This is a genomic window from Gymnodinialimonas sp. (genome assembly GCF_059726805.1).
In genome coordinates, this window is record NZ_AP041059.1 from 3713140 (window position 1) to 3732915 (window position 19776).

Annotated in this window: 20 protein-coding genes; 5 read left to right on the plus strand and 15 right to left on the minus strand. The window is 62.9% G+C overall.

Annotated elements, in window-relative coordinates:
- Positions 1 to 153: 153 nt before the first annotated feature.
- Positions 154 to 498, plus strand: a complete 345-nt coding sequence (locus tag AC6I9R_RS18035) for a hypothetical protein (RefSeq protein WP_461428833.1) — start codon at positions 154 to 156, stop codon at positions 496 to 498.
- A 56-nt stretch (positions 499 to 554) separates the two neighbouring features.
- Positions 555 to 2165: a peptide chain release factor 3 gene (locus AC6I9R_RS18040; RefSeq protein WP_461428834.1), complete on the plus strand. Its 1611-nt coding sequence runs from the start codon at positions 555 to 557 to the stop codon at positions 2163 to 2165.
- 47 nt (positions 2166 to 2212) lie between these two features.
- Here AC6I9R_RS18040 and AC6I9R_RS18045 read toward each other — a convergent pair whose 3' ends face one another.
- Positions 2213 to 2470, minus strand: a complete 258-nt coding sequence (locus tag AC6I9R_RS18045; protein WP_461428835.1) for a hypothetical protein — start codon at positions 2468 to 2470, stop codon at positions 2213 to 2215.
- Positions 2471 to 2610: 140 nt separating this feature from the next.
- On the opposite strand from AC6I9R_RS18045, the gene AC6I9R_RS18050 reads away from it, so the two are divergent.
- From AC6I9R_RS18050 to AC6I9R_RS18060, 3 genes are all read left to right on the plus strand, one after another.
- Positions 2611 to 3222 (plus strand): hypothetical protein, encoded by a 612-nt coding sequence (locus AC6I9R_RS18050; RefSeq protein WP_461428836.1) that lies wholly within the window; start codon positions 2611 to 2613, stop codon positions 3220 to 3222.
- Positions 3223 to 3245: 23 nt separating this feature from the next.
- Positions 3246 to 3725 carry a hypothetical protein gene (locus AC6I9R_RS18055; protein WP_461428837.1) on the plus strand — a complete coding sequence of 160 codons (480 nt, stop codon included), beginning with the start codon at positions 3246 to 3248 and terminating at the stop codon, positions 3723 to 3725.
- 145 nt (positions 3726 to 3870) lie between these two features.
- Positions 3871 to 5715 carry a DEAD/DEAH box helicase gene (locus AC6I9R_RS18060; protein WP_461428838.1) on the plus strand — a complete coding sequence of 615 codons (1845 nt, stop codon included), beginning with the start codon at positions 3871 to 3873 and terminating at the stop codon, positions 5713 to 5715.
- A gap of 76 nt (positions 5716 to 5791) precedes the next feature.
- Here the strand turns inward: AC6I9R_RS18060 and AC6I9R_RS18065 are convergent, their stop codons facing one another.
- Genes AC6I9R_RS18065 through nuoG form a run of 14 tightly spaced genes read right to left on the minus strand, consistent with a single transcriptional unit; the run spans position 5792 to position 19749 of the window.
- Complete coding sequence (locus AC6I9R_RS18065; protein ID WP_461428839.1) at positions 5792 to 7468, minus strand: ribonuclease J; 1677 nt, start codon at positions 7466 to 7468, stop codon at positions 5792 to 5794.
- Positions 7465 to 8244, minus strand: coding sequence for a type III pantothenate kinase (locus AC6I9R_RS18070; RefSeq protein WP_461428840.1), 780 nt, complete (start codon positions 8242 to 8244; stop codon positions 7465 to 7467). Before AC6I9R_RS18070 ends, AC6I9R_RS18065 begins: the two co-directional genes overlap by 4 nt.
- Positions 8245 to 8256: 12 nt before the next feature.
- Complete coding sequence (locus AC6I9R_RS18075) at positions 8257 to 8997, minus strand: biotin--[acetyl-CoA-carboxylase] ligase (RefSeq protein ID WP_461428841.1); 741 nt, start codon at positions 8995 to 8997, stop codon at positions 8257 to 8259.
- On the minus strand, positions 8998 to 10449 hold the full coding sequence (gene nuoN, locus AC6I9R_RS18080) for an NADH-quinone oxidoreductase subunit NuoN (RefSeq protein WP_461428842.1): 1452 nt from the start codon (positions 10447 to 10449) through the stop codon (positions 8998 to 9000). It lies immediately after the preceding gene.
- Between the two features lie 11 nt (positions 10450 to 10460).
- Entirely contained in the window at positions 10461 to 12005 is a 1545-nt protein-coding gene (locus AC6I9R_RS18085) for an NADH-quinone oxidoreductase subunit M (protein WP_461428843.1), read from the minus strand.
- A 6-nt stretch (positions 12006 to 12011) separates the two neighbouring features.
- Positions 12012 to 14138 (minus strand): NADH-quinone oxidoreductase subunit L, encoded by a 2127-nt coding sequence (nuoL, locus tag AC6I9R_RS18090; RefSeq protein WP_461428844.1) that lies wholly within the window; start codon positions 14136 to 14138, stop codon positions 12012 to 12014.
- A 6-nt stretch (positions 14139 to 14144) separates the two neighbouring features.
- Complete coding sequence (nuoK, locus tag AC6I9R_RS18095) at positions 14145 to 14453, minus strand: NADH-quinone oxidoreductase subunit NuoK (protein ID WP_461428845.1); 309 nt, start codon at positions 14451 to 14453, stop codon at positions 14145 to 14147.
- Between the two features lie 58 nt (positions 14454 to 14511).
- On the minus strand, positions 14512 to 15126 hold the full coding sequence (locus AC6I9R_RS18100) for an NADH-quinone oxidoreductase subunit J (protein ID WP_461428846.1): 615 nt from the start codon (positions 15124 to 15126) through the stop codon (positions 14512 to 14514).
- A gap of 1 nt (position 15127) precedes the next feature.
- Complete coding sequence (locus tag AC6I9R_RS18105) at positions 15128 to 15532, minus strand: carboxymuconolactone decarboxylase family protein (RefSeq protein ID WP_461428847.1); 405 nt, start codon at positions 15530 to 15532, stop codon at positions 15128 to 15130.
- Positions 15529 to 16023, minus strand: coding sequence for an NADH-quinone oxidoreductase subunit NuoI (gene nuoI / locus AC6I9R_RS18110; protein ID WP_461428848.1), 495 nt, complete (start codon positions 16021 to 16023; stop codon positions 15529 to 15531). Before nuoI ends, AC6I9R_RS18105 begins: the two co-directional genes overlap by 4 nt.
- On the minus strand, positions 16020 to 16241 hold the full coding sequence (locus AC6I9R_RS18115) for a hypothetical protein (RefSeq protein WP_461428849.1): 222 nt from the start codon (positions 16239 to 16241) through the stop codon (positions 16020 to 16022). Before AC6I9R_RS18115 ends, nuoI begins: the two co-directional genes overlap by 4 nt.
- 3 nt (positions 16242 to 16244) lie before the next feature.
- On the minus strand, positions 16245 to 17285 hold the full coding sequence (gene nuoH / locus AC6I9R_RS18120) for an NADH-quinone oxidoreductase subunit NuoH (RefSeq protein WP_461428850.1): 1041 nt from the start codon (positions 17283 to 17285) through the stop codon (positions 16245 to 16247).
- A gap of 10 nt (positions 17286 to 17295) precedes the next feature.
- On the minus strand, positions 17296 to 17718 hold the full coding sequence (locus tag AC6I9R_RS18125; protein ID WP_461428851.1) for a YNQ4 family lipoprotein: 423 nt from the start codon (positions 17716 to 17718) through the stop codon (positions 17296 to 17298).
- A 6-nt stretch (positions 17719 to 17724) separates the two neighbouring features.
- On the minus strand, positions 17725 to 19749 hold the full coding sequence (nuoG, locus tag AC6I9R_RS18130) for an NADH-quinone oxidoreductase subunit NuoG (protein WP_461428852.1): 2025 nt from the start codon (positions 19747 to 19749) through the stop codon (positions 17725 to 17727).
- Between the last annotated feature and the right edge of the window lie 27 nt (positions 19750 to 19776).

The window sequence follows — 19776 nt, forward strand, 5'->3', positions numbered from 1 at the left end:
CTTCGTAAAGGCTCATCATGCCCCATGGAATCGATCCTGTCAGCGGGATCGGCGCCGACCCGCCGACCATGGCGGTAAACCGGCATTTAGCGCTCAGCGGCCATATCGTAATCCTTTGGCAAGGGACGCATTCTGACCCGAAGGATAGTTCATATGACGAAGTTTGCGACACTGAGCCTGCTGGCCGTTCTGGCCACCACCCCCGCCTTTGCCCAGGATACCCGAGGCGAAAACCGCCCCGGCGCAGAGAGTTTTTCTGCGGCTGAGGAAGGCGAGACGATCCGTCCCCGGATGCAGCCCACGGCCGAGCAACCGCGCCGGTCAGCCGCGCGTACCTTGCGGCTGGTGGATCAAGGTACCGGAGATCCCCTGGAAATGTCCGCGGCAGAGGCCAGCGATTGGGCTGACATGCTGTGCGAAGGCGACAGCCTCATCTGGTACGATGAAGACGAAAACGGGCAACCGGTCGATGGCACCATCGAGTTCGAATGTCTCTGACGCCGATCCCGTCAAAGGCGATTGTCCCTTGCGCCTGAGCGCCATATACCGCGCCCATGTTGGACAATCGCCCCACCCTTCCGCCCGAGATCGCCCGCAGGCGCACGTTTGCGATCATCTCGCACCCCGATGCGGGCAAAACGACCCTGACCGAGAAGTTCCTGCTTTACGGCGGCGCCATCCAGATGGCGGGCCAAGTGCGCGCCAAGGGCGAGGCGCGGCGCACGCGGTCGGACTTCATGCAGATGGAGAAGGACCGGGGGATTTCTGTCAGCGCCTCGGCCATGTCGTTCGATTTCCAGACGCCCGACGTGAACTTCCGCTTCAACCTGGTGGACACGCCCGGCCACAGCGATTTCTCCGAGGATACCTATCGCACGCTGACCGCCGTGGACGCGGCGATCATGGTGATCGACGGTGCCAAGGGCGTGGAAAGCCAGACCCAGAAGCTGTTCGAGGTCTGCCGGTTGCGCGACCTGCCGATCCTGACGTTCTGCAACAAGATGGACCGCGAAAGCCGCGATACGTTTGAGATCATTGACGAGATTCAGGAGAATCTGGCGATTGATGTGACACCGGCCTCCTGGCCCATCGGCGTCGGGCGCGATTTCCTCGGCTGTTATGACCTGATCCACGACCGGCTGGAGCTGATGGACCGCGCCGACCGCAACAAGGTCGCGGAATCGGTGAAGCTGCAGGGGCTGGACGACCCGGCGCTCGGCCAGCATGTGCCTGCCAATCTGCTCGATAAGCTGCGTGAAGAGGTTGAAATGGCGCGCGAATTGCTGCCCGCCATGGATATCGAGGCGTTCCAGCAGGGCACACTGACGCCGATTTGGTTCGGCTCTGCCATGAACTCGTTCGGCGTGAAGGAGTTGATGGACGGCATCGCCGAATACGGGCCAGAGCCGCAGATCCAGAACGCCGATCCGCGACAAGTGGCACCGGATGAGAAGAAGGTCTCGGGCTTTGTCTTCAAGGTGCAGGCCAATATGGACCCCAAGCACCGCGACCGCGTGGCGTTCGTGCGGTTGGTCTCTGGCCACTTCAACCGGGGCATGAAGCTCACGCACGTTCGGTCCAAGAAACCGATGGCGATCAGCAATCCGGTGATGTTTCTGGCCTCCGACCGGGAACTGGCGGAAGAGGCCTGGGCCGGCGATATCATCGGCATCCCCAACCACGGGCAGTTGCGCATCGGCGATGCGTTGACCGAAGGCGAAGCGCTGCGCTTCACGGGCATTCCGTCCTTCGCGCCGGAACTCTTGCAAAGCTGCCGCGCGGGCGATCCGCTGAAGGCCAAGCATCTGGACAAGGCCTTGATGCAATTCGCAGAAGAGGGCGCGGCCAAGGTGTTCAAGTCGACCTTCGGCTCGGGCTTCATTGTCGGTGTCGTCGGCGCGCTTCAGTTCGAAGTCCTCGCCAGTCGGATCGAGCTGGAATACGGCCTGCCGGTTCGGTTTGAGGCGTCACAATTCACCTCTGCCCGCTGGGTCCACGGCGAAAAGGACGCGGTGGATGCCTTTTCCAACGCCAACAAACAGCACATCGCCACCGATAACGATGGCGATCCCGTCTATCTGACGCGCCTGCAGTGGGACATCGACCGTGTGGGCCGCGATTATCCCGACATCACGCTGTCATCGACGAAAGAACTGATGGTCTGAGTGGGCCAAGGCCCCCGCCTCCCCTGAAAGATGCGGGAGCCCAGAGGTTATTTGCGGCGGGCCGACTGGGTCATGTCCATCGGCGGGGGCAAGGTGATGGGCTCACCGGAGCGTTGCCGCGCGCGCGCGGCCCGCTCACCCGAACTGCCGGACCACACAAGGAAGGCCGCACAGCCCGCCAGCAGGATCAAGCCTGCGGTCAACGGGTCTAGGTTGGCCAAATAGACCGGGATCTCGGAAATCGAGGTGGGGAAGCTGGCACTGCCGTAGGCATGGCCGCTTAGATCGCTTAGTCTCTGGGTCACTGGTTACACTTTCTGCTCTGAAAAGTTGCTTCTCTGTTTTGGTCGTTCGGATACAATCGATGCCAACTTGGCCGATTGTTCGTTAAAAAGCGTCAAATTTTGGGGAGACTTCGGCGGGGCGCGACAGATTTGAGGCACAATTGACCCTACGGAACCGTGTCCTGCCCGACGGGCGCATCGTGGCGCATCCCGCGCGTGGCACGTTCACGGGCAACCGCGGGATCCTGGTGGCGCCGGACGGCCGCATGATGGAACGTCAATGGGCCGGGAAGGCCTGGATCACCTGCCTGTTGGCGTTTCGCGGGCGCAAGCGTCCTCTCGCCCAACCCCGCACCTGGACCGAGTTGTTCTTTCTGGATGAGGCCGTGGCCTTCGCCGCTGGTCACCGTCCCTGCGCCTATTGCAGGCGTAAGGATTACCTCGCTTATCGGGACGCGTTTCCCGGCGCGCCCAAGGCCGTAGAGATGGACGCCATCCTCCATCATGAACGCCTTGAAGGGCGCGAGAAACGGCTCCATCCCGTCCACATGGATGACTTGCCCAACGGTGCGTTCATCGACCACGACGGCGCGCCGCATCTGGTGAAGGGCGGCAGCCTGTTCCGCTATGCCCCCGAAGGATATTCCCCGGCGATCCCGAGGCCCTCGGGCCCGGCGCTGGCTTTGACCCCGCCGTGCAGCCTGGCGGTCCTGTCCAACGGATATCGCCCGGTGCTGCACGCCACGGCGCGCCCGCCATTAACCGCGCCTTAACAAAGACCTTCTAGTTTGACGCGATGTTGCGCCTTCTGTGCCTTTTGACCCTTGTGGTGGCCTGCACCCCCCAAACCGGGGTGGTGCATTCATCCCATGCGGGGTTGGAAGGCGCCTATACCCGGCAGATCGTGATCTCGGACCATGCCCATCACGTTCTGATGGGGCATCTGATCGACGGCACCCAGGCCGGAGAGCGTCAGCGCATGCTGGTTATTGGCGCACGCCGCGATGGGGTCCATCGCCTCGTGATGCGGGAAGTCTGGTCCAACGGGGTCGAGCTGCCTTTCGTTCCAACAAACAGGCGCTTTGACGGCTGCACCCATGGCCATTGCCGGGACCGTGCCGTCGGGCTGATCGTCCTGTCGGACGCGCTTTTTGCCCATGCAGCACAGCATGGGCTTTCGGCAGTGCTGATCGGTTCTGCCCACAGCGTCGAGATTAACGTCCCACCCGCGTTGTTTTCCGAGTTGCCGGAATATCGCGTGTCCCTACCCGAATAAAACGTCGGTTTGACGACTCCTGATGAATGGAATAAGTGCGAGGTCAGTCCGCGATCCGCGCGGACAGCTATCGCGGAGCGCGTTGTCAGGTTGCGCTCCATCACCCCGCCGAACGGCCCTTGAGCCTCGGCAAGATTGGACGCCCATGACGACTTTCGCTGACCTCGACCTCAATCCAAAAGTGCAAAAAGCCATCGTTGAAGCGGGCTATGAAACGCCCACCCCGATCCAGGCCGGCGCGATCCCGCCGGCCCTTCTGGGCCGCGACGTTCTGGGCATCGCCCAAACCGGCACCGGCAAGACCGCCTCTTTCACGCTTCCGATGATCACCATGCTTGCCCGGGGCCGCGCCCGCGCGCGGATGCCGCGCAGCCTGGTCCTTTGCCCCACGCGCGAACTTGCCGCGCAAGTTGCTGAGAACTTTGATATTTACGCCAAACACGTGAAGCTCACCAAGGCGCTGCTGATCGGCGGCGTGTCCTTCAAGGAACAAGAGCAAGCCATCGACAAGGGCGTCGACGTGCTGATCGCCACCCCCGGCCGCCTGCTTGATCATTTTGAGCGCGGCAAACTGATCCTGAACGACGTGAAAGTCATGGTCGTCGATGAGGCTGACCGGATGCTCGACATGGGTTTCATCCCGGATATCGAGCGGATTTTCGGCCTCGTCCCCTTCACCCGCCAGACTCTGTTCTTCTCCGCCACCATGGCGCCCGAGATCGAGCGGATCACCAACACGTTCCTGTCGAACCCCGAAAAGATCGAAGTGGAACGTCAGTCCACGACGTCCGACACGATCGAGCAGCGCCTGATCGAATTCCGAGCCCCGCGTCGGGACGCCCAAGCCAAAATGAAGCGCGACATGCTGCGCGCCGCGATCACCGCTGAGGGCGACGCGTTCCGCAACGCGATCATCTTTTGCAACCGGAAGGTCGACGTGGACATCGTCGCCAAGTCCTTGAAAAAGCACGGGCTTAATGCCGAGCCGATCCACGGCGACCTGGACCAATCCCACCGTATGCGCACGCTTGCGGGCTTCCGCGACGGCTCGATCACCTTCCTTGTGGCCTCCGATGTGGCCGCTCGCGGCCTCGACATCCCGAACGTCAGCCACGTATTCAACTACGACGTCCCCTCTCACGCCGAGGACTATGTGCACCGCATCGGGCGCACGGGCCGCGCGGGCAAGACGGGCGTCGCCATCACGCTTTGCGTGCCCTCGGATGAAAAATACCTGAGCGCCATTGAAGGGCTGATCAAACAGCCCATCCCGCGCGCGGATGCGCCGATGGACGCGGGCAAAGCGCCGGAGGCGAAAGCTGGCGACGAGGAAAAGCCGCGCCGTTCCCGCCGAGGCGGACGCCGTTCGGAAGAGCCGAAGGTCGAAGAACCGAAGGCCGAGGCCGCGCCGGAACCCGCGCGCGAAGAGCCGAAGCCAGAGCCACAGCCACAGCAGCCCCGCCGCGAGCGGAGCGAGCGTGGGGGCCGAGGTCGCGGACGCGACCGGGGCGGTGACCGTGGACCGCGCGTCGTGGGTATGGGCGAATTCACCCCTGATTTCATTGGCTTGAGCTTTGATGAACGCCGGGGCGGCCCCGCCCGCGAGATGAACCTGGACGACGACGAACCGGTCATCGACGCGCCAGAGGCGGAAGCCGAGGCGCCCGCCGAAAAGCCCAAACGCCGCCTTGCGCGCAAACCGAAGGCGGAGCCTGAGGCCACCGCCGAGGCGACAGCCGAGGCACCCGAAGCCTCCGAGGAGCAGGCGGAGCCTGCACCCGAGGAGAAGCCCAAACGCCGCCGCGCGCCGCGCAAGAAGAAGACCGACGACGCCCCCGCCGCCGAGGCGGACGCCGAGGCCACCCCCTCCGCTGACGCGGATGCGGAAGCGGCCCCCGAGGAAAAGCCCAAGCGTCGCCGTGCCCCGCGCAAAAAGAAGACCGATGAGGCAGCGACCGAGCCCGCCGAAGACACGCAGGCGCCTGAGTAAACCTCAGGACTCCAGACACGGAAACGCCGCGCGAAGCTTTAGCCTCGCGCGGCGTTTTGCGTTTCAAAGCAAGGACTTACTCCGCCATCAGGCGGCTCACCAATAGCGTGACTTCCGGCTTCTTGCCGATCTCCTGAAGGCAGACCTTTCGCGCCACGCGCTTCACCGCCTCCTCCAGCTTGTCGTCGTCGTCGATGACCTTCGCATCCAGGCGCGGCAGCAGCCGGGCGATGTCATCTTCCACCAGCTCCTGCAACGGCGCGCCCGAGGATCCGACCTCTGGCAAGCCTTTCAGCTGCACCCAGGCATCCTCCAGGACTTCATCGCCCTCATCCACAATCAGCGCGACAACGACCATCCCGTTCATGGCCATCTTCATCCGCTCGCGGATGACACCGTCGTATTGACCCACGAAGGCGTCGCCATCCAGGTAGGTGCGCCCGATCTCGAAATGTTCGGTCACGCCGGGGGCGTTGCCGGTCAGTTCCACCAGCATACCATTGGCCGCGACGACCCCCGTCATGCCCTTGCCCATTGCCAGCCGGGCGTGCTCGCGCAGATGGCGGAATTCACCGTGGCAAGGCACCACGACCTGCGGTTTCAGCACCTCGTGCATGAACTCGATATCCGGCCGGTTTGCGTGGCCCGAGACGTGGTAGAAACCGGAGTGATCGTCAACAATCTCGACCCCGATCTCGGCCAAAGCGTTCTGGATGTAGCCGACAGAAACCTCGTTGCCGGGGATCGTCTTGGAGGAAAAGAGGAACGTGTCCCCCTCTTTCAACTCGTGACCCAGGTACTTGCCCCGCGACAGCGAGGCCGAGGCCGCGCGGCGTTCGCCTTGCGAGCCCGTCACGATCAGCATCAGGCTTTCGCGAGGGATATCAAGGGCTTCCTCGGGCGACACGGTAGAGGGAAAGTCGGTCAGCACGCCGGCCTCTCGGCCCGCTTTGACCATCCGCTGCATGGCGCGGCCCATCAGGCAGATCGAGCGTCCAGCGGCGATGCCCGCGTCCGCCAGGGTCTGCAATCGCGCGATGTTGGAGGCAAATGTCGTGGCCACAACCATCCCGCGCGCATTCGCCACCAGCTCGGTGATCTGCGGCGGCAGCTCGGATTCCGAGCGGCCCGGGTGGCGTGAAAACACGTTGGTCGAATCGCAGACATAGGCCAGCACGCCGTCTGCGGCGATCTGGCGCCACATGTCCTCGTCAAAGGCCTCGCCCACGACCGGGTTGCGGTCGATCTTGAAATCGCCCGAGTGGATCACCCGGCCCGCCGCCGTGTCGATCACCAGGCCCGAGGCCTCGGGGATCGAGTGCGATACCGGCGCAAAAGACACCGTGAACGGCCCCACCTCAACCACCGCCGGGTAAGCCTCCACCACATGCACATGGGTCAGGTCATGCCCGCGTTCGTCCATCTTGCGCATCGCGTGGATCGCGGTGAATTTGCGGCAATAGACAGGGGCTTCCAACCGTTCCCACAGGTGCCCTATGGCACCCACGTGGTCTTCATGGGCGTGGGTGATGAAAATGCCGTCGATCCGGTCCTTGCGGTCCTCCAGCCATTCGACGTCCGGCAGGATCAGATCCACCCCCGGCTGGCCGTCCATATCGGGAAACGCCACGCCCGTGTCGACCACGATCAACCGCTCCTGCCCCTCCGGTCCATAGCCGTAGACATAACAGTTCATCCCGATCTCCCCGGCGCCGCCGATGGGGAGGTAGATGAGGCGATTGGCACTACTCATGAGGGGTTTTTATCCTTGTTGTATTTATGGATGACGGTCAGGCCGTACATCGTCAAATCTTCTTCGATGGTGTCAAATAACAGTTCGCCCTGCGCAAACAAGGGGGCGAGGCCACCGGTGCCGATGACCTTCATCGGCTTGCCGTACTCCGCCTTGATCCGCGCGGTGATCCCCTCGATCAGGCCGACGTAGCCCCAGAACACGCCGGACTGGATGCAGCCCACGGTATTGGTGCCGATGACCTTCTCGGGCTTGGTGATGTCCACATGCGGCAGGGCTGCGGCGCCAAGCGCCAGCGCCTCCAGGCTCAGGTTCACCCCGGGCGCGATCACGCCGCCCACGTAGGCACCATCCTCGGCCACGACGTCAAAGTTCGTGGCCGTGCCGAAATCCACCACCACACAGTCGCCGCCGTGGCGGTCAAACGCCGCCGCCGCGTTGGCCAGGCGGTCCGGGCCGACGCCGGTGCCATAGTCCACGCGGGGCGGGATCGGTAGCTCGCAATCGGGCTTGCCCACGACCCAGGGCCGCAATCCGAAGAACCGGTCGCAGAAGACCCGCAGGTTGAACACGACGCGCGGGACGGTGGTGGAGATGATGACATCCTCGATCTGCGGCTCGATCCCGTAATGGGTCAGCAGCGTCGAGAACCAGGTGAAATAGGCGTCCGCCGTGCGCGAATGGTGGGTGGAGGTGCGCAGGGTGCACAGCCACTCCTCCCCGTTCCAGATGGAGAAGACAGTGTTGGTGTTGCCGCAATCGATGCAGAGGAGCATGGGGCCTCTCCCTTAGAAATAGATATCCGCCGCCGCGATGGCGCGGGTGCCATGGGCGGTGTCGAGGATCAGGTTGCCGTCCTCGTCGATGGTGCGAAAGGTGCCGGTGACCTCTTCAGTCGGCAGGCGGGCAGTGATGACCTCCCCCAGCTTTGCCGCATGGGCGAGCCACTCGGTCCGCGTGGGGCCGAAGCCGTAGGTGGCAAGACTGTGCTCGCGGGTGGCGAAGGCGGGGGCGAGCACGTCCAGCAGCGCCTCAGGGGTGACCGGCAGGCCAAGTGCTGCGGGGCGCAGGGCCTGGGGCTCCACCTGCCCCGGATCAGGGGCATGGGCCAGGTTTACGCCAATCCCGATGATCAGGTGCGCGACCCCGCCGCGCCCGTCGCCGAGGCTTTCCAGCAGGATCCCCGCCAGTTTTCCGCCCCTAAGCAGGACATCGTTGGGCCATTTCAGCGACAGATCCTCGGCCGGGCAGCCCAAAGTGATCAACGCGTCGCGCAAGGCGTTGGCCGCCACGAAAGACCGTAACGCGATCTGCGCGACATCGCCCGGGGGGCGGAAGGTCAGCGAGGCGGCGAAGTTGCCGTCAGGCATGGACCACGCCCGGCCCCGGCGGCCCTTGGCGGCGGTTTGCTGTAAGGCCAACACCCACTCCGGCCCCGCCAGCGTGGGGGCCATGCGGGCGGCCTCGGCCATGGTGCTGTCGGTCGTTGACAGGACACGACGGCCCACACCTGCGGGCCAGTCGGCCATTTAGCGGGTAAGCATCGCGGCGGCGGTTTGCGCCGGTGCCTCGATCCCGAAGAGGTTCACACCCGGCACCCAGCCCAGGCCGATGACCACGGCCATGCCGATCAGGCCGACGTAGGGCACCAGCCCCATCTTCCCGTCGAGCGCACCTTCGCCTGCCTCCCCGAAATACATCAGGTAGATGATGCGGATGTAGTAGAACGCGCCGATGACAGACGCGATGACACCAGCAACCGCAAGCCACACAAGGCCCGCATCCACGGCGGCCACCAGCACGGCGTATTTGCCGAAGAAGCCCAGAAGCGGCGGCACGCCGGCCAGCGAGAACATCAGGACCAGGATCGCCAGCGCCTTCGTCGGTTCCTTGGTGGCGAAGGCCGACAGCGACGAGATTTCCGTCACATGGCGCCCGTCCCGCTCCATCGTCAGGATGAAGGCGAAGGTCCCGATGTTCATCGCCACGTAGATCGCCATGTAGATCAGCATCGCCTCCACGCCCTGCGCGGTGCCTGCCGACAGGCCCATCAGCGCAAAGCCCATGTGGCTGATCGAGGAATAGGCCATCAGGCGCTTGATGTCCGTCTGCCCGATCGCCGCGATCGCGCCGAGGAACATGGAGACGACGGCAAGGAACGCCACGATCTGCTGCCAATCGCCGATGACACCGCCGAAGGCGTCATGGACGACGCGGGCAAAGAGCGCCATCGCGGCAACCTTGGGGGCCGTGGCGAAGAGCGCGGTGATCGGCGTCGGAGAGCCCTCGTACACGTCCGGCGTCCACATGTGGAACGGCGCGGCAGAGACCTTGAAGGCGAGGCCCGCGGTGATGAACACAAGGCCGAAGAGCAGACCCAAAGGCATGTCGCCGCCCTGTGCCGCCTCAATGATGCCCGCGAATTGCGTGGTGCCTGCGAACCCATAGGTCAGCGACGCACCATAGAGCAGCAGGCCCGACGACAATGCGCCCAGGACGAAGTACTTCAGGCCCGCTTCCGTGGACCGGACCGAGTCGCGGCGCATTGCGGCCACGACGTAAAGCGCCAGCGATTGCAGCTCCAACCCCATGTAAAGCGCGATCAGGTCTCCGGCGGAGACCATCATCATCATGCCCACGACGGCGAGGATGATCAGGACCGGGAACTCGAACCGCAGCAAATCCGCCTTCGCCATATAGTCCTGCGAAATCATCAGGATCGCGGCGGCAGACAGAAGGATGGTGATCTTGGCAAAGCGCGAGAAGGCGTCATCCACGAACATGCCGTTGAACGCCACGTTCTCGCCGCCGCCCGTCACGCCGATGTAGAACGCCATGATGATGAACAGCGCCGCCGTGCCCCAGCACATGGCGGACGCCAGCGCGTCCTTAGACGTGTAAACGGCCCCCAGAAGCCCCGCCATCGCGAACAGCGACAGGACAATCTCGGGCGTCAGAATGGCAAGATCAGCGGAGATCATGGCGCGGGTCCTTAATGGCTGGCGGCGACTTGGGTGTGGGACGCAAAGTCCGCCACGGCCAGGTCATAGTTATCAACGAGGGCGCTGACCGAGGGGCCGATGATGTCGGTCACAAGGCTCGGGTAGACGCCCAAAAGCAGGGTCATGACGATCAGCGGCGCGAAGATGGCGCGCTCGCGGGATGTCATGTCGGTGATGGATTTCAGGCTCTCCTTGATCAGGTCGCCGAAGACAACCCGGCGGTAGAGCCATAGCGCATAGGACGCCGACAGGATCACGCCGGTACAGGCCAGAAGGCCGACCCAGGTGTTGACCTGGAAGACGCCAATGAGCGTGAGGAATTCGCCGACAAACCCGGAGGTGCCCGGCAGGCCGACGTTGGCCATGGTGAAGAGCATGAAGACGGCGGCATAGGCGGGCATCCGGACGACGAGGCCGCCGTAGGCGTCGATATCGCGGGTGTGCATCCGATCGTAAATCACGCCGACGCACAGGAACAACGCGCCCGAGATGAACCCGTGGCTGATCATCTGGAAGATCGCTCCATCCACCCCATTCTGGTTTGCCGCAAAGATGCCCATGGTCACGAAACCCATGTGCGCCACAGACGAATAGGCTATCAGCTTCTTCATGTCCTCTTGGACCATCGCCACCAGCGAGGTGTAGATGATCGCAATCACGCTCAGCCACAGGATCAGCGGCGCAAAGATGTCGGAGGCGACGGGGAACATCGGCAAGCTGAAGCGCAGGAAGCCGTAGCCGCCCATCTTCAACAGGATCGCCGCCAGCACGACGGAACCCGCCGTGGGCGCCTGCACGTGCGCGTCGGGCAGCCAGGTGTGGACGGGCCACATCGGCATCTTCACCGCGAAGCTCGCGAAGAAGGCGAGGAACAGCATCGTTTGCAAGCCGCCGACGACGGTGAAGCCCGCGACTCTGAAGGTCTCCGTGCCGAAGTTGTGGTTCAGAAGCGTCGGGATGTCCGTGGTGCCCGCATCTACATACATCGCCACCATGGCGACCAGCATCAGGACGGAGCCGAGGAAGGTGTAGAGGAAGAACTTGAAGGACGCGTAGATCCGGTTCGCCCCGCCCCAGATGCCGATGATCAGGAACATCGGGATCAGGCCCGCCTCGAAGAACAGGTAGAACAGCACCATGTCGAGTGCCACGAAAACGCCGATCATCAGCGTCTCCAGGATCAGAAGCGCGATCATATACTCCTTCACGCGCGTCTTCACGCCCCAGCAGGCCGCGATGGTGATCGGCATCAGGAACGTGGTCAGCATCACGAAGAGGATCGAGATGCCATCGACGCCGACCTTGTAGGTCAGACCAAAGAGCCACGGCGCCTCTTCCACCAGTTGGAAGCCGGTGTTGGACGGATCGAACTGCACCAGCAAGAAAATCGACACCAGGAACGTCGCAGCCGTCGCGGCCAGGGCAAGGCGCTTGGCGTTCATCTGCGCGGCCTCATCCTCGCCGCGCAGGAACACGGCCATGATCAGCGCTGCCACCAGTGGCAGGAATGTGACGATGGAGATCAGGTTATCCATGATGCCTTACCCCGCGCTCAAGGTGACGAAGGTGATGAGGACAACGATCCCCACGACCATCGCAAACGCGTAATGGAAGATGTAGCCAGACTGCGCACGGCCCGCGAGGCGGGTGAAGAAGGGGATGATCCCCATCGCCAAACCGTTGATCCCGCCGTCGATGGTGTCGGTATCCCCGCGCTTCCACAGGAAGCGACCCAGCCACTGGGCGGGCTTGAGGAAGAGGAAATCATAGGCCTCGTCAAAATACCATTTGTTCAGCAGGAAGTTGTAGAGCGGCTTTTGCTGCTGCGCGAGGCGGCCCGGGATCGACGGGTTGTGGATGTAGAACAGATATGCCGTCGCAAACCCAAGCAGCATCGCGAAAAACGGCGATAGCTTGACCCAGGTCGGCACGGAGTGCGCATCGTTCAACACGTGGTTGTCAGGCGCATGGTGGATCGCGCCCTCGCCCGGGGCGCCGGTGAAGACGTAGTGCGTCTCGCCGTGGCTTTCCTCGGCATGGTCGTCGCCGTGGCCGTCATCGGCGTGCTCTTCATCACCGTGGCCCGCATCCGCATGCTCCTCATGATGCTCTTCAACCGCGTAGGGCACGCCGAAGAACTGCGCGACGTAGTTGGTTTTTCCAAAGAAGCTGCCGTACCAGACCATGCCCGCCAGCACCGCCCCCACGGCCAGCGCGCCAAGCGGCACGGTCATGGTCCAGGGGCTTTCATGGGCGTGCTCATGGGTATGCTTGTTGCCCCGCGCCTCGCCGTAGAAGGTCATGAACATCAGGCGCCAGGAGTAGAAGCTGGTGAAGAGCGCGCCGATGACCAGCGCCCAGAAAGCGAACTGGCCGAGGTCGCCGCCGAAGGCGTAAGCGCTCTCGATGACTGCGTCTTTGGACACGAAGCCCGCGAAGCCCACCGGGAAGCCGATGTAAAGGAGCGGAATACCGACACCGGTGATCGCCAGGGTTCCGATCATCATCGCGCCAAAGGTATAGGGGATCCTTTTCCGCAGCCCGCCATAGTTTCGCATATCCTGCTCGTGGTGCATCGCGTGGATGACCGAGCCCGCCCCGAGGAACAGCATCGCCTTGAAAAACGCGTGGGTCAGCAGGTGGAACATCGCGACCGAGTAGACGCCGACGCCCGCGGCCACGAACATGTAGCCAAGCTGGGACATGGTCGAATAGGCAATCACGCGTTTGATGTCGTTCTGCACCAGGCCGATAGTCGCCGCCACGAAGGCCGACAAAGCCCCCACGATGATGATGAAGTTCCCCGCCAACGGCGCGTATTCAATGATCGGCGACATGCGGCAGACGAGGAACACACCCGCCGTCACCATGGTCGCGGCGTGGATCAGCGCCGACACCGGCGTCGGGCCTTCCATCGCGTCCGGCAGCCAGACGTGCAGCAAAAGCTGCGCCGACTTGCCCATCGCACCGATGAACAGCAGGAAGGCGATGGTCTCAGCCGCATTCATCTCCCACCCCAGGAAGGTGATCGACATCTCAGCGAGCTCTGCGCCCATGCCCAGGACGACGTCGAACTGGATGCTGTCGGTCATCCAGAACAGGGCGAAAATGCCCAGAAGGAAGCCGAAATCGCCCACGCGGTTGACGATGAAGGCCTTCATCGCCGCCGCCCCAGCGGAGGGTTTGCGGAAGTAGAACCCGATCAACAGGTACGAGGCCACGCCCACGCCTTCCCAGCCGAAGAACAGCTGCAACAGGTTGTCCGCTGTGACCAGCATCAACATCGTGAAGGTGAAGAACGACAGGTAGGCGAAGAACCTCGGGCGGTAGCTTTCGCCGTCCTTGAAGTTCTCGTCATGGGCCATGTAGCCGAAGGAATAGAGGTGAACCAAGGCGGACACGGAGGTGATCACGATCAGCATGATCGCCGTCAAACGATCCACACGGATCGCCCAATCGGTGAACAGCGTCCCGCTCTCGATCCAGGTAAACAGCGACCGCGTATAGGTCTCTCCATCGAAGCCGATAAAGACGATCCACGACAGAAGGCACGACAGGAACAGGAAGCCCGTCGCCACGACACAGGCCGCTTGTTCCCCGATCAACCGCCAGGAGAAGCCGCAAATGATCGCACCGACGAGAGGCGCGAAGAGGAGGATCGTTTCCATATGCCCTTACCCCTTCATCGTCGCGACGTCTTCGACGTCGACGGTGCCGCGGTTGCGGAAGTAACACACCAGGATGGCCAGGCCGATGGCGGCCTCGGCCGCGGCGACCGTCAGGATGAACAGCGTGAACACCTGCCCCGTCAGATCGCCCAGGAACGACGAGAACGCGACCATGTTGATGTTCACCGACAGCAACATCAGTTCCAGCGACATCAGGATGATGATGACGTTTTTGCGGTTCAGGAAGATCCCGAAAATGCCGATCACAAACAGGGCCGCGGCCACCGTCAGATAATGTTCAAGACCTATGGTCATTCTCGTTGTCCCTCCGCGGTATGTCCGCGATTTGTCTCTTTGCGTCCGGGTCCGGGCCTTAGAGGCCCTGCCCCGGTTTCACATCTTTCAGTTCCATCGCCTTGGCCGGATCGCGCATCATCTGGGCCACGACATCCTGCCGCTTCACGTCCACCCGGTGGCGCAGGGTCAGCACGATTGCCCCCACCATGGCGACCAGCAGGATCAGGCCCGACAGCTGGAACACCAGGAAATACTGGTCATAGACGATCAGGCCCAGGGCCTGGGTGTTGTGGGCCACATCAAGCGGCGGCGCGGGGTTGCCCAGGCGGCTGTCCACCCCCTCGGAATAGGTCCAGGACCCGAACGCCAGGGTCAGCTGCATCAGAAGGATCACGCCAATCAGCCCGCCCAGGGGCACGTATTTGGCCATCTCCGCCTTCAACTCGGCGAAATCCACGTCCAGCATCATCACCACGAACAGGAACAAAACCGCGACCGCGCCGACGTAGACGATGATCATCAGCATCGCCACGAACTCTGCGCCCAAAAGCACGAAGAGGCCCGCCGAGGACAGGAACGCCAGGATCAGCCACAGGACCGAATGCACCGGGTTTTTCGAGGTCACGGTAAACAGCCCGCCCGCGACCACCGACAGCGCGAAGAGGTAGAAGGTGAAATCCGCAATGGTCATCTCAGTCGTCCTCTCCGTCATCGATGGCCTGTTTGGCCAGCTCCATCGCCTTGTTCATCGCGGGCATCCCGCCGAAGAGGCTGGCAAGCCCAATCGTCTCCGCAATCTCCTGCGGCGTGGCACCCACGGAAATCGCCTGGCGCACGGTCAGGCGGATCTGAGGCTCAGCCACCGCGCCCTGAATGGTCAGCCCCTGCAGGGTCAGCAACAACCGCGTCTTGGCGTCGAGCCCTTCGGGGTTGAACTGCTTGCCCAAAAACGCTTCCAGCATCTCTGCGGGAACCTCGGGCCACATCTTCTCGAACTGGCCGGATGACATGGCGGGCGCCGCCGCCTTCAGCCACGCCTCGGTCATGTCCTGGGTCTGCTTGAACAGCGCCTCGAAGGGGTTGGATGCGTCGGTCATCGGTACGGCGCGTCCAGTTCAAGGTTATGAGCAATCGCCGATTCCCAGCGCTCGCCGTTGGCCAGCAGCTTTTCCTTGTCGTAGTACAGCTCTTCGCGGGTCTCGGTCGCGAACTCGAAGTTCGGGCCTTCCACGATGGCATCCACCGGGCAGGCTTCCTGGCAAAAGCCGCAGTAGATGCACTTGGTCATGTCGATGTCGTAGCGCGTGGTGCGGCGGGACCCGTCTTCGCGCGGCTCGGCGTCAATGGTGATCGCCTGCGCCGGGCACACAGCCTCGCACAGCTTACAGGCGATGCAGCGCTCTTCCCCGTTCGGGTAGCGGCGCAAGGCATGCTCGCCGCGGAACCGAGGCGACAGAGGCCCTTTCTCGTGCGGGTAGTTGATCGTCACCTTGGGGGCGAAGAAGTACTTCATCCCCAGCTTGAAGCCCTTGAAGAAGTCCGCCAGCAGGAAGTACTTCGCGGCGCGAGTGTAGTCGATTTGGGTCATTTATCCGTCCCACTTACTACCATTTGTTTGACCTGATCCGAAGCGAAGCCCCTCAAAAACCTCGCTAGGCCAACTGGAGTCAGATCGCCTTCTTCGTCGACCTCTTGTTTCTCAAACAGCAGCTGCATTGCAGAATTGCTATAAATGTCTTCCGAAAAGGCTTGAAGCTCTTGCTCACTGGCAGAGTTCAGCGCAACCCAAATGCGGTTTACGACCATCCCTCAGCCCCCCACGGCCCAGCGGGCCCAGAAGCCGCCAAGCACTTCGTAGCGGGCCATGAAGGCCACGAAGACAACCCAGAAGAGCGAGAATGGCAGGAACACCTTCCACCCCAGGCGCATCAGCTGATCATAGCGGTAGCGCGGCACAATCGCCTTCACCATCGAGAACATGAAGAACACCGCCAGCATTTTCAGGATCATCCAGAAGACCCCATCGGGCAGGCCCGGGATCGGCGACAGCCAGCCGCCGAAGAACAACAGGACGGTCAGCGCGCACATCAAGACGACGGCGACGAGCTCTCCGATCATGAACAGCAGGAACGGGGTGGAGGAGTATTCCACCTGGTAGCCCGCGACGAGTTCGGCCTCGGCCTCGGGCAGGTCAAACGGCGGGCGGTTCGTCTCGGCGAGCGCCGAGATAAAGAACAGGAACAACATCGGGAAGTGCGGCAGGAAGTACCAGTTCAGGATGCCGTAGCTGCCATCCTGCGCGGCCACGATGGCCTCAAAGTTCATCGAGCCTGTCGAGATGATCACCCCGATGATGATCAAGCCAATCGACACCTCATAGGAAATCATCTGCGCCGCAGACCGCAAAGACCCCAGGAACGGGTACTTGGAGTTCGATGCCCATCCGCCCATGATCACGCCGTAAACCTCCAGCGAGGACACGGCGAAGACGTACAAAACGGCCACGTTCAGCGAGGACAACACCCAGCCATCGTTGAACGGAATAACCGCCCAGGCGATCAGCGCCATCACCAGGCTGACAATCGGCGCCAGGAAGTACACCGCCCGGTCCGCGCCCGCGGGCACCACGATTTCCTTGACGATATACTTCAGGAAATCCGCAAAAGACTGCAGCAGACCAAACGCGCCCACCACGTTGGGGCCCTTGCGCATCATCACCGCGGCCCAGATCTTGCGGTCGGCATACATCAGAAACGCCAAGGCCACCAACAAGGGCACAACCAGAAGCAGACACTGCAACAGGATCAGCAGGCCCATGCCCAACGTCGTCTGCGTGAAAAATTCAACCATGGGGCGTCCCTTAAACCGTCGGTATCCCTTGCTCAGCGCAATCGGCCGCAACTACTTCTGCTTCAAGGGTCTGCAACCCACGCGGGAGGTCCGGCGAGATGGTGTAAACCGCATCTGCGGCCCAAACGCCACCCTCTTCGGTGATACTTGTGCGCACATGTCGCGCAAAGGAATAACCTCGGATCAGCGTGTATTGGGCCGCCGCACATCGCGCATAGGCGTTCAGATCGGCGCGCGAGGCGACGCCCGTCATCTGGGCGCGGAAATTCACCAGATCCTCATCCAGAAGCCGCGTCTGCACCCCATCATAACTCGCCGGAGGGGCCTCTTGCAGCGTCGGGCCGTCATCGACAGGCTGACAGGCCACCAAAACGACTGCGATGACACCCGTCAGGGTGGAAGAGGGGGCGACGCGCAGCGGAGCGATCCGCACGGGACGCTACTCCGCCGCGATCTTGGCGCTACCGCGCGCCTTCGCGCCCGCGCTCAACTCGGCCATCAACTTGGAGGCCCGCGCGATGGGATTGGTCAGGTAATGGTCCGTGACCGGCGACACGAAGGCCCCCTCGCCCATCTCCGCCAACTCCAGCGCGTCGCCCTCGTTCTCGATCACCTCGTCGATCATCTTCAGATGCGGCGCATCCGCCACCATCGCCTGGCGCAGCGCGCCAATCGTGTCGAACGGCAGCGTCGCGCCAACCTCGGCCGACAGCGCCCGCAGGATCGCCCAGTTCTCACGCGCATCGCCCGGCGGGAAGCCCGCCCGCTGCGCCAATTGCACCCGGCCATCGGTGTTCACAAACGTGCCCGTCTCTTCCGTGTAGGCCGCGCCTGGCAGGATCACATCGGCGCGGTGCGCGCCCCGATCCCCGTGGGAGCCCTGGTAAACAACAAACGCGCCCGCGGGCACATCCATCTCATCGGCGCCCAGGTTGTAGACCACATCCGCGCCGTCCAACGCCGCCTCCACGCCGCCTTCGGTCACCGCGCCCACATCCATCGCGCCAACCCGGCCCGCCGCCGTGTGCAGGACCAACAGGCCGGCACCGGCCTCGGTCGCAATCCGTTGGGCCTGGGCCAGCACAGCCAAACCGTCGTCTCCGATCAGGGCACCCTGCCCCACGATAACGACGCCACGCCCCCCCTTCTGCATATTCTCAACCGCGCAATCCGCCCATTTTGCCAGGTCGCCACGGCCGGGCCCGAAATGCGCATACTCATAGGTCAGGTCGACAGCCTCGCCCACAAGGGCGACGTTGGCACCTTTGCTCCAGGCTTTTCGGATCCGAGCGTTGAAAACCGGCGCTTCCGCGCGCGGGTTCGTTCCGATCAGAAGGATGTCGCTCGCGTCATCAAGGTCTTCAATGCTCGCCGTGCCAACATAAGCGGCCCGGTTGCCCGCAGGCAGTTTCGCGCCGTCGGTGCGGCACTCAACAGCGCCACCTTGGCCCTCGACCAGCGATTTCAGCGCAAACGCCGCCTCGGTGGAGGCCAGATCACCGACCAGACCCGCCAACTTGCTGGCCCCTTTGATCTTCTCAGCCGCCAGGCCCATCGCCTCGCCCCAGGATGCAGGGCGCAGCTTGCCGTTCTCGCGCACGTAGGGCTGATCCAACCGCTGGCGCTTCAACCCGTCCCACACATACCGAGACTTGTCGCTCAGCCATTCCTCGTTCACGCCGTCATGGTTGCGCGGCAGGATGCGCATCACTTCGCGTCCCTTGGTGTCGATCCGGATGTTGGAGCCCAACGCATCCATCACGTCGATGCTCTCGGTCTTGGTCAACTCCCACGGACGGGCCGTGAAGCTGTAGGGCTTATTCGTCAAAGCCCCCACCGGGCACAGGTCCACGATATTGCCCTGCATCTCTGATTCGAGCGTCGCGCCCAGATACGAGGTGATCTCCGCATCCTCGCCCCGGCCCGTCTGGCCCATCTCGGGCATGCCCGCGACCTCGCTGATGAAGCGCACACAACGCGTGCAGGAGATGCAGCGCGTCATCGCGGTGCCCACCAGCGGCCCCAACTCCAGATTATCCACAGCGCGCTTCGGCTCGCGGAAGCGCGAGAAATCAACACCGTAGGCCATCGCCTGATCCTGCAAATCACACTCGCCACCCTGATCGCAGATCGGGCAATCGAGCGGGTGGTTGATCAGCAGAAACTCCATCACGCCCTCGCGGGCCTTCTTCACCATCGGCGAATTCGTCTTGACCACCGGCGGCGCCCCCTCGGGCCCGGGGCGCAGATCCTTCACCTGCATCGCGCAGCTTGCTGCGGGCTTGGGCGGGCCGCCCACGACCTCGACCAAGCACATGCGGCAGTTGCCGGCGATGGTCAGACGCTCGTGATAGCAGAAACGCGGGATCTCGATCCCGGCCTGCTCACAGGCCTGGATCAGGGTCATGGCGGGATCGACCTCTACCTCATTGTCGTCGATGATGATCGTGCGCAGGTCGGTCATGGGTCGGTCCCTCATATCATTCGCGCA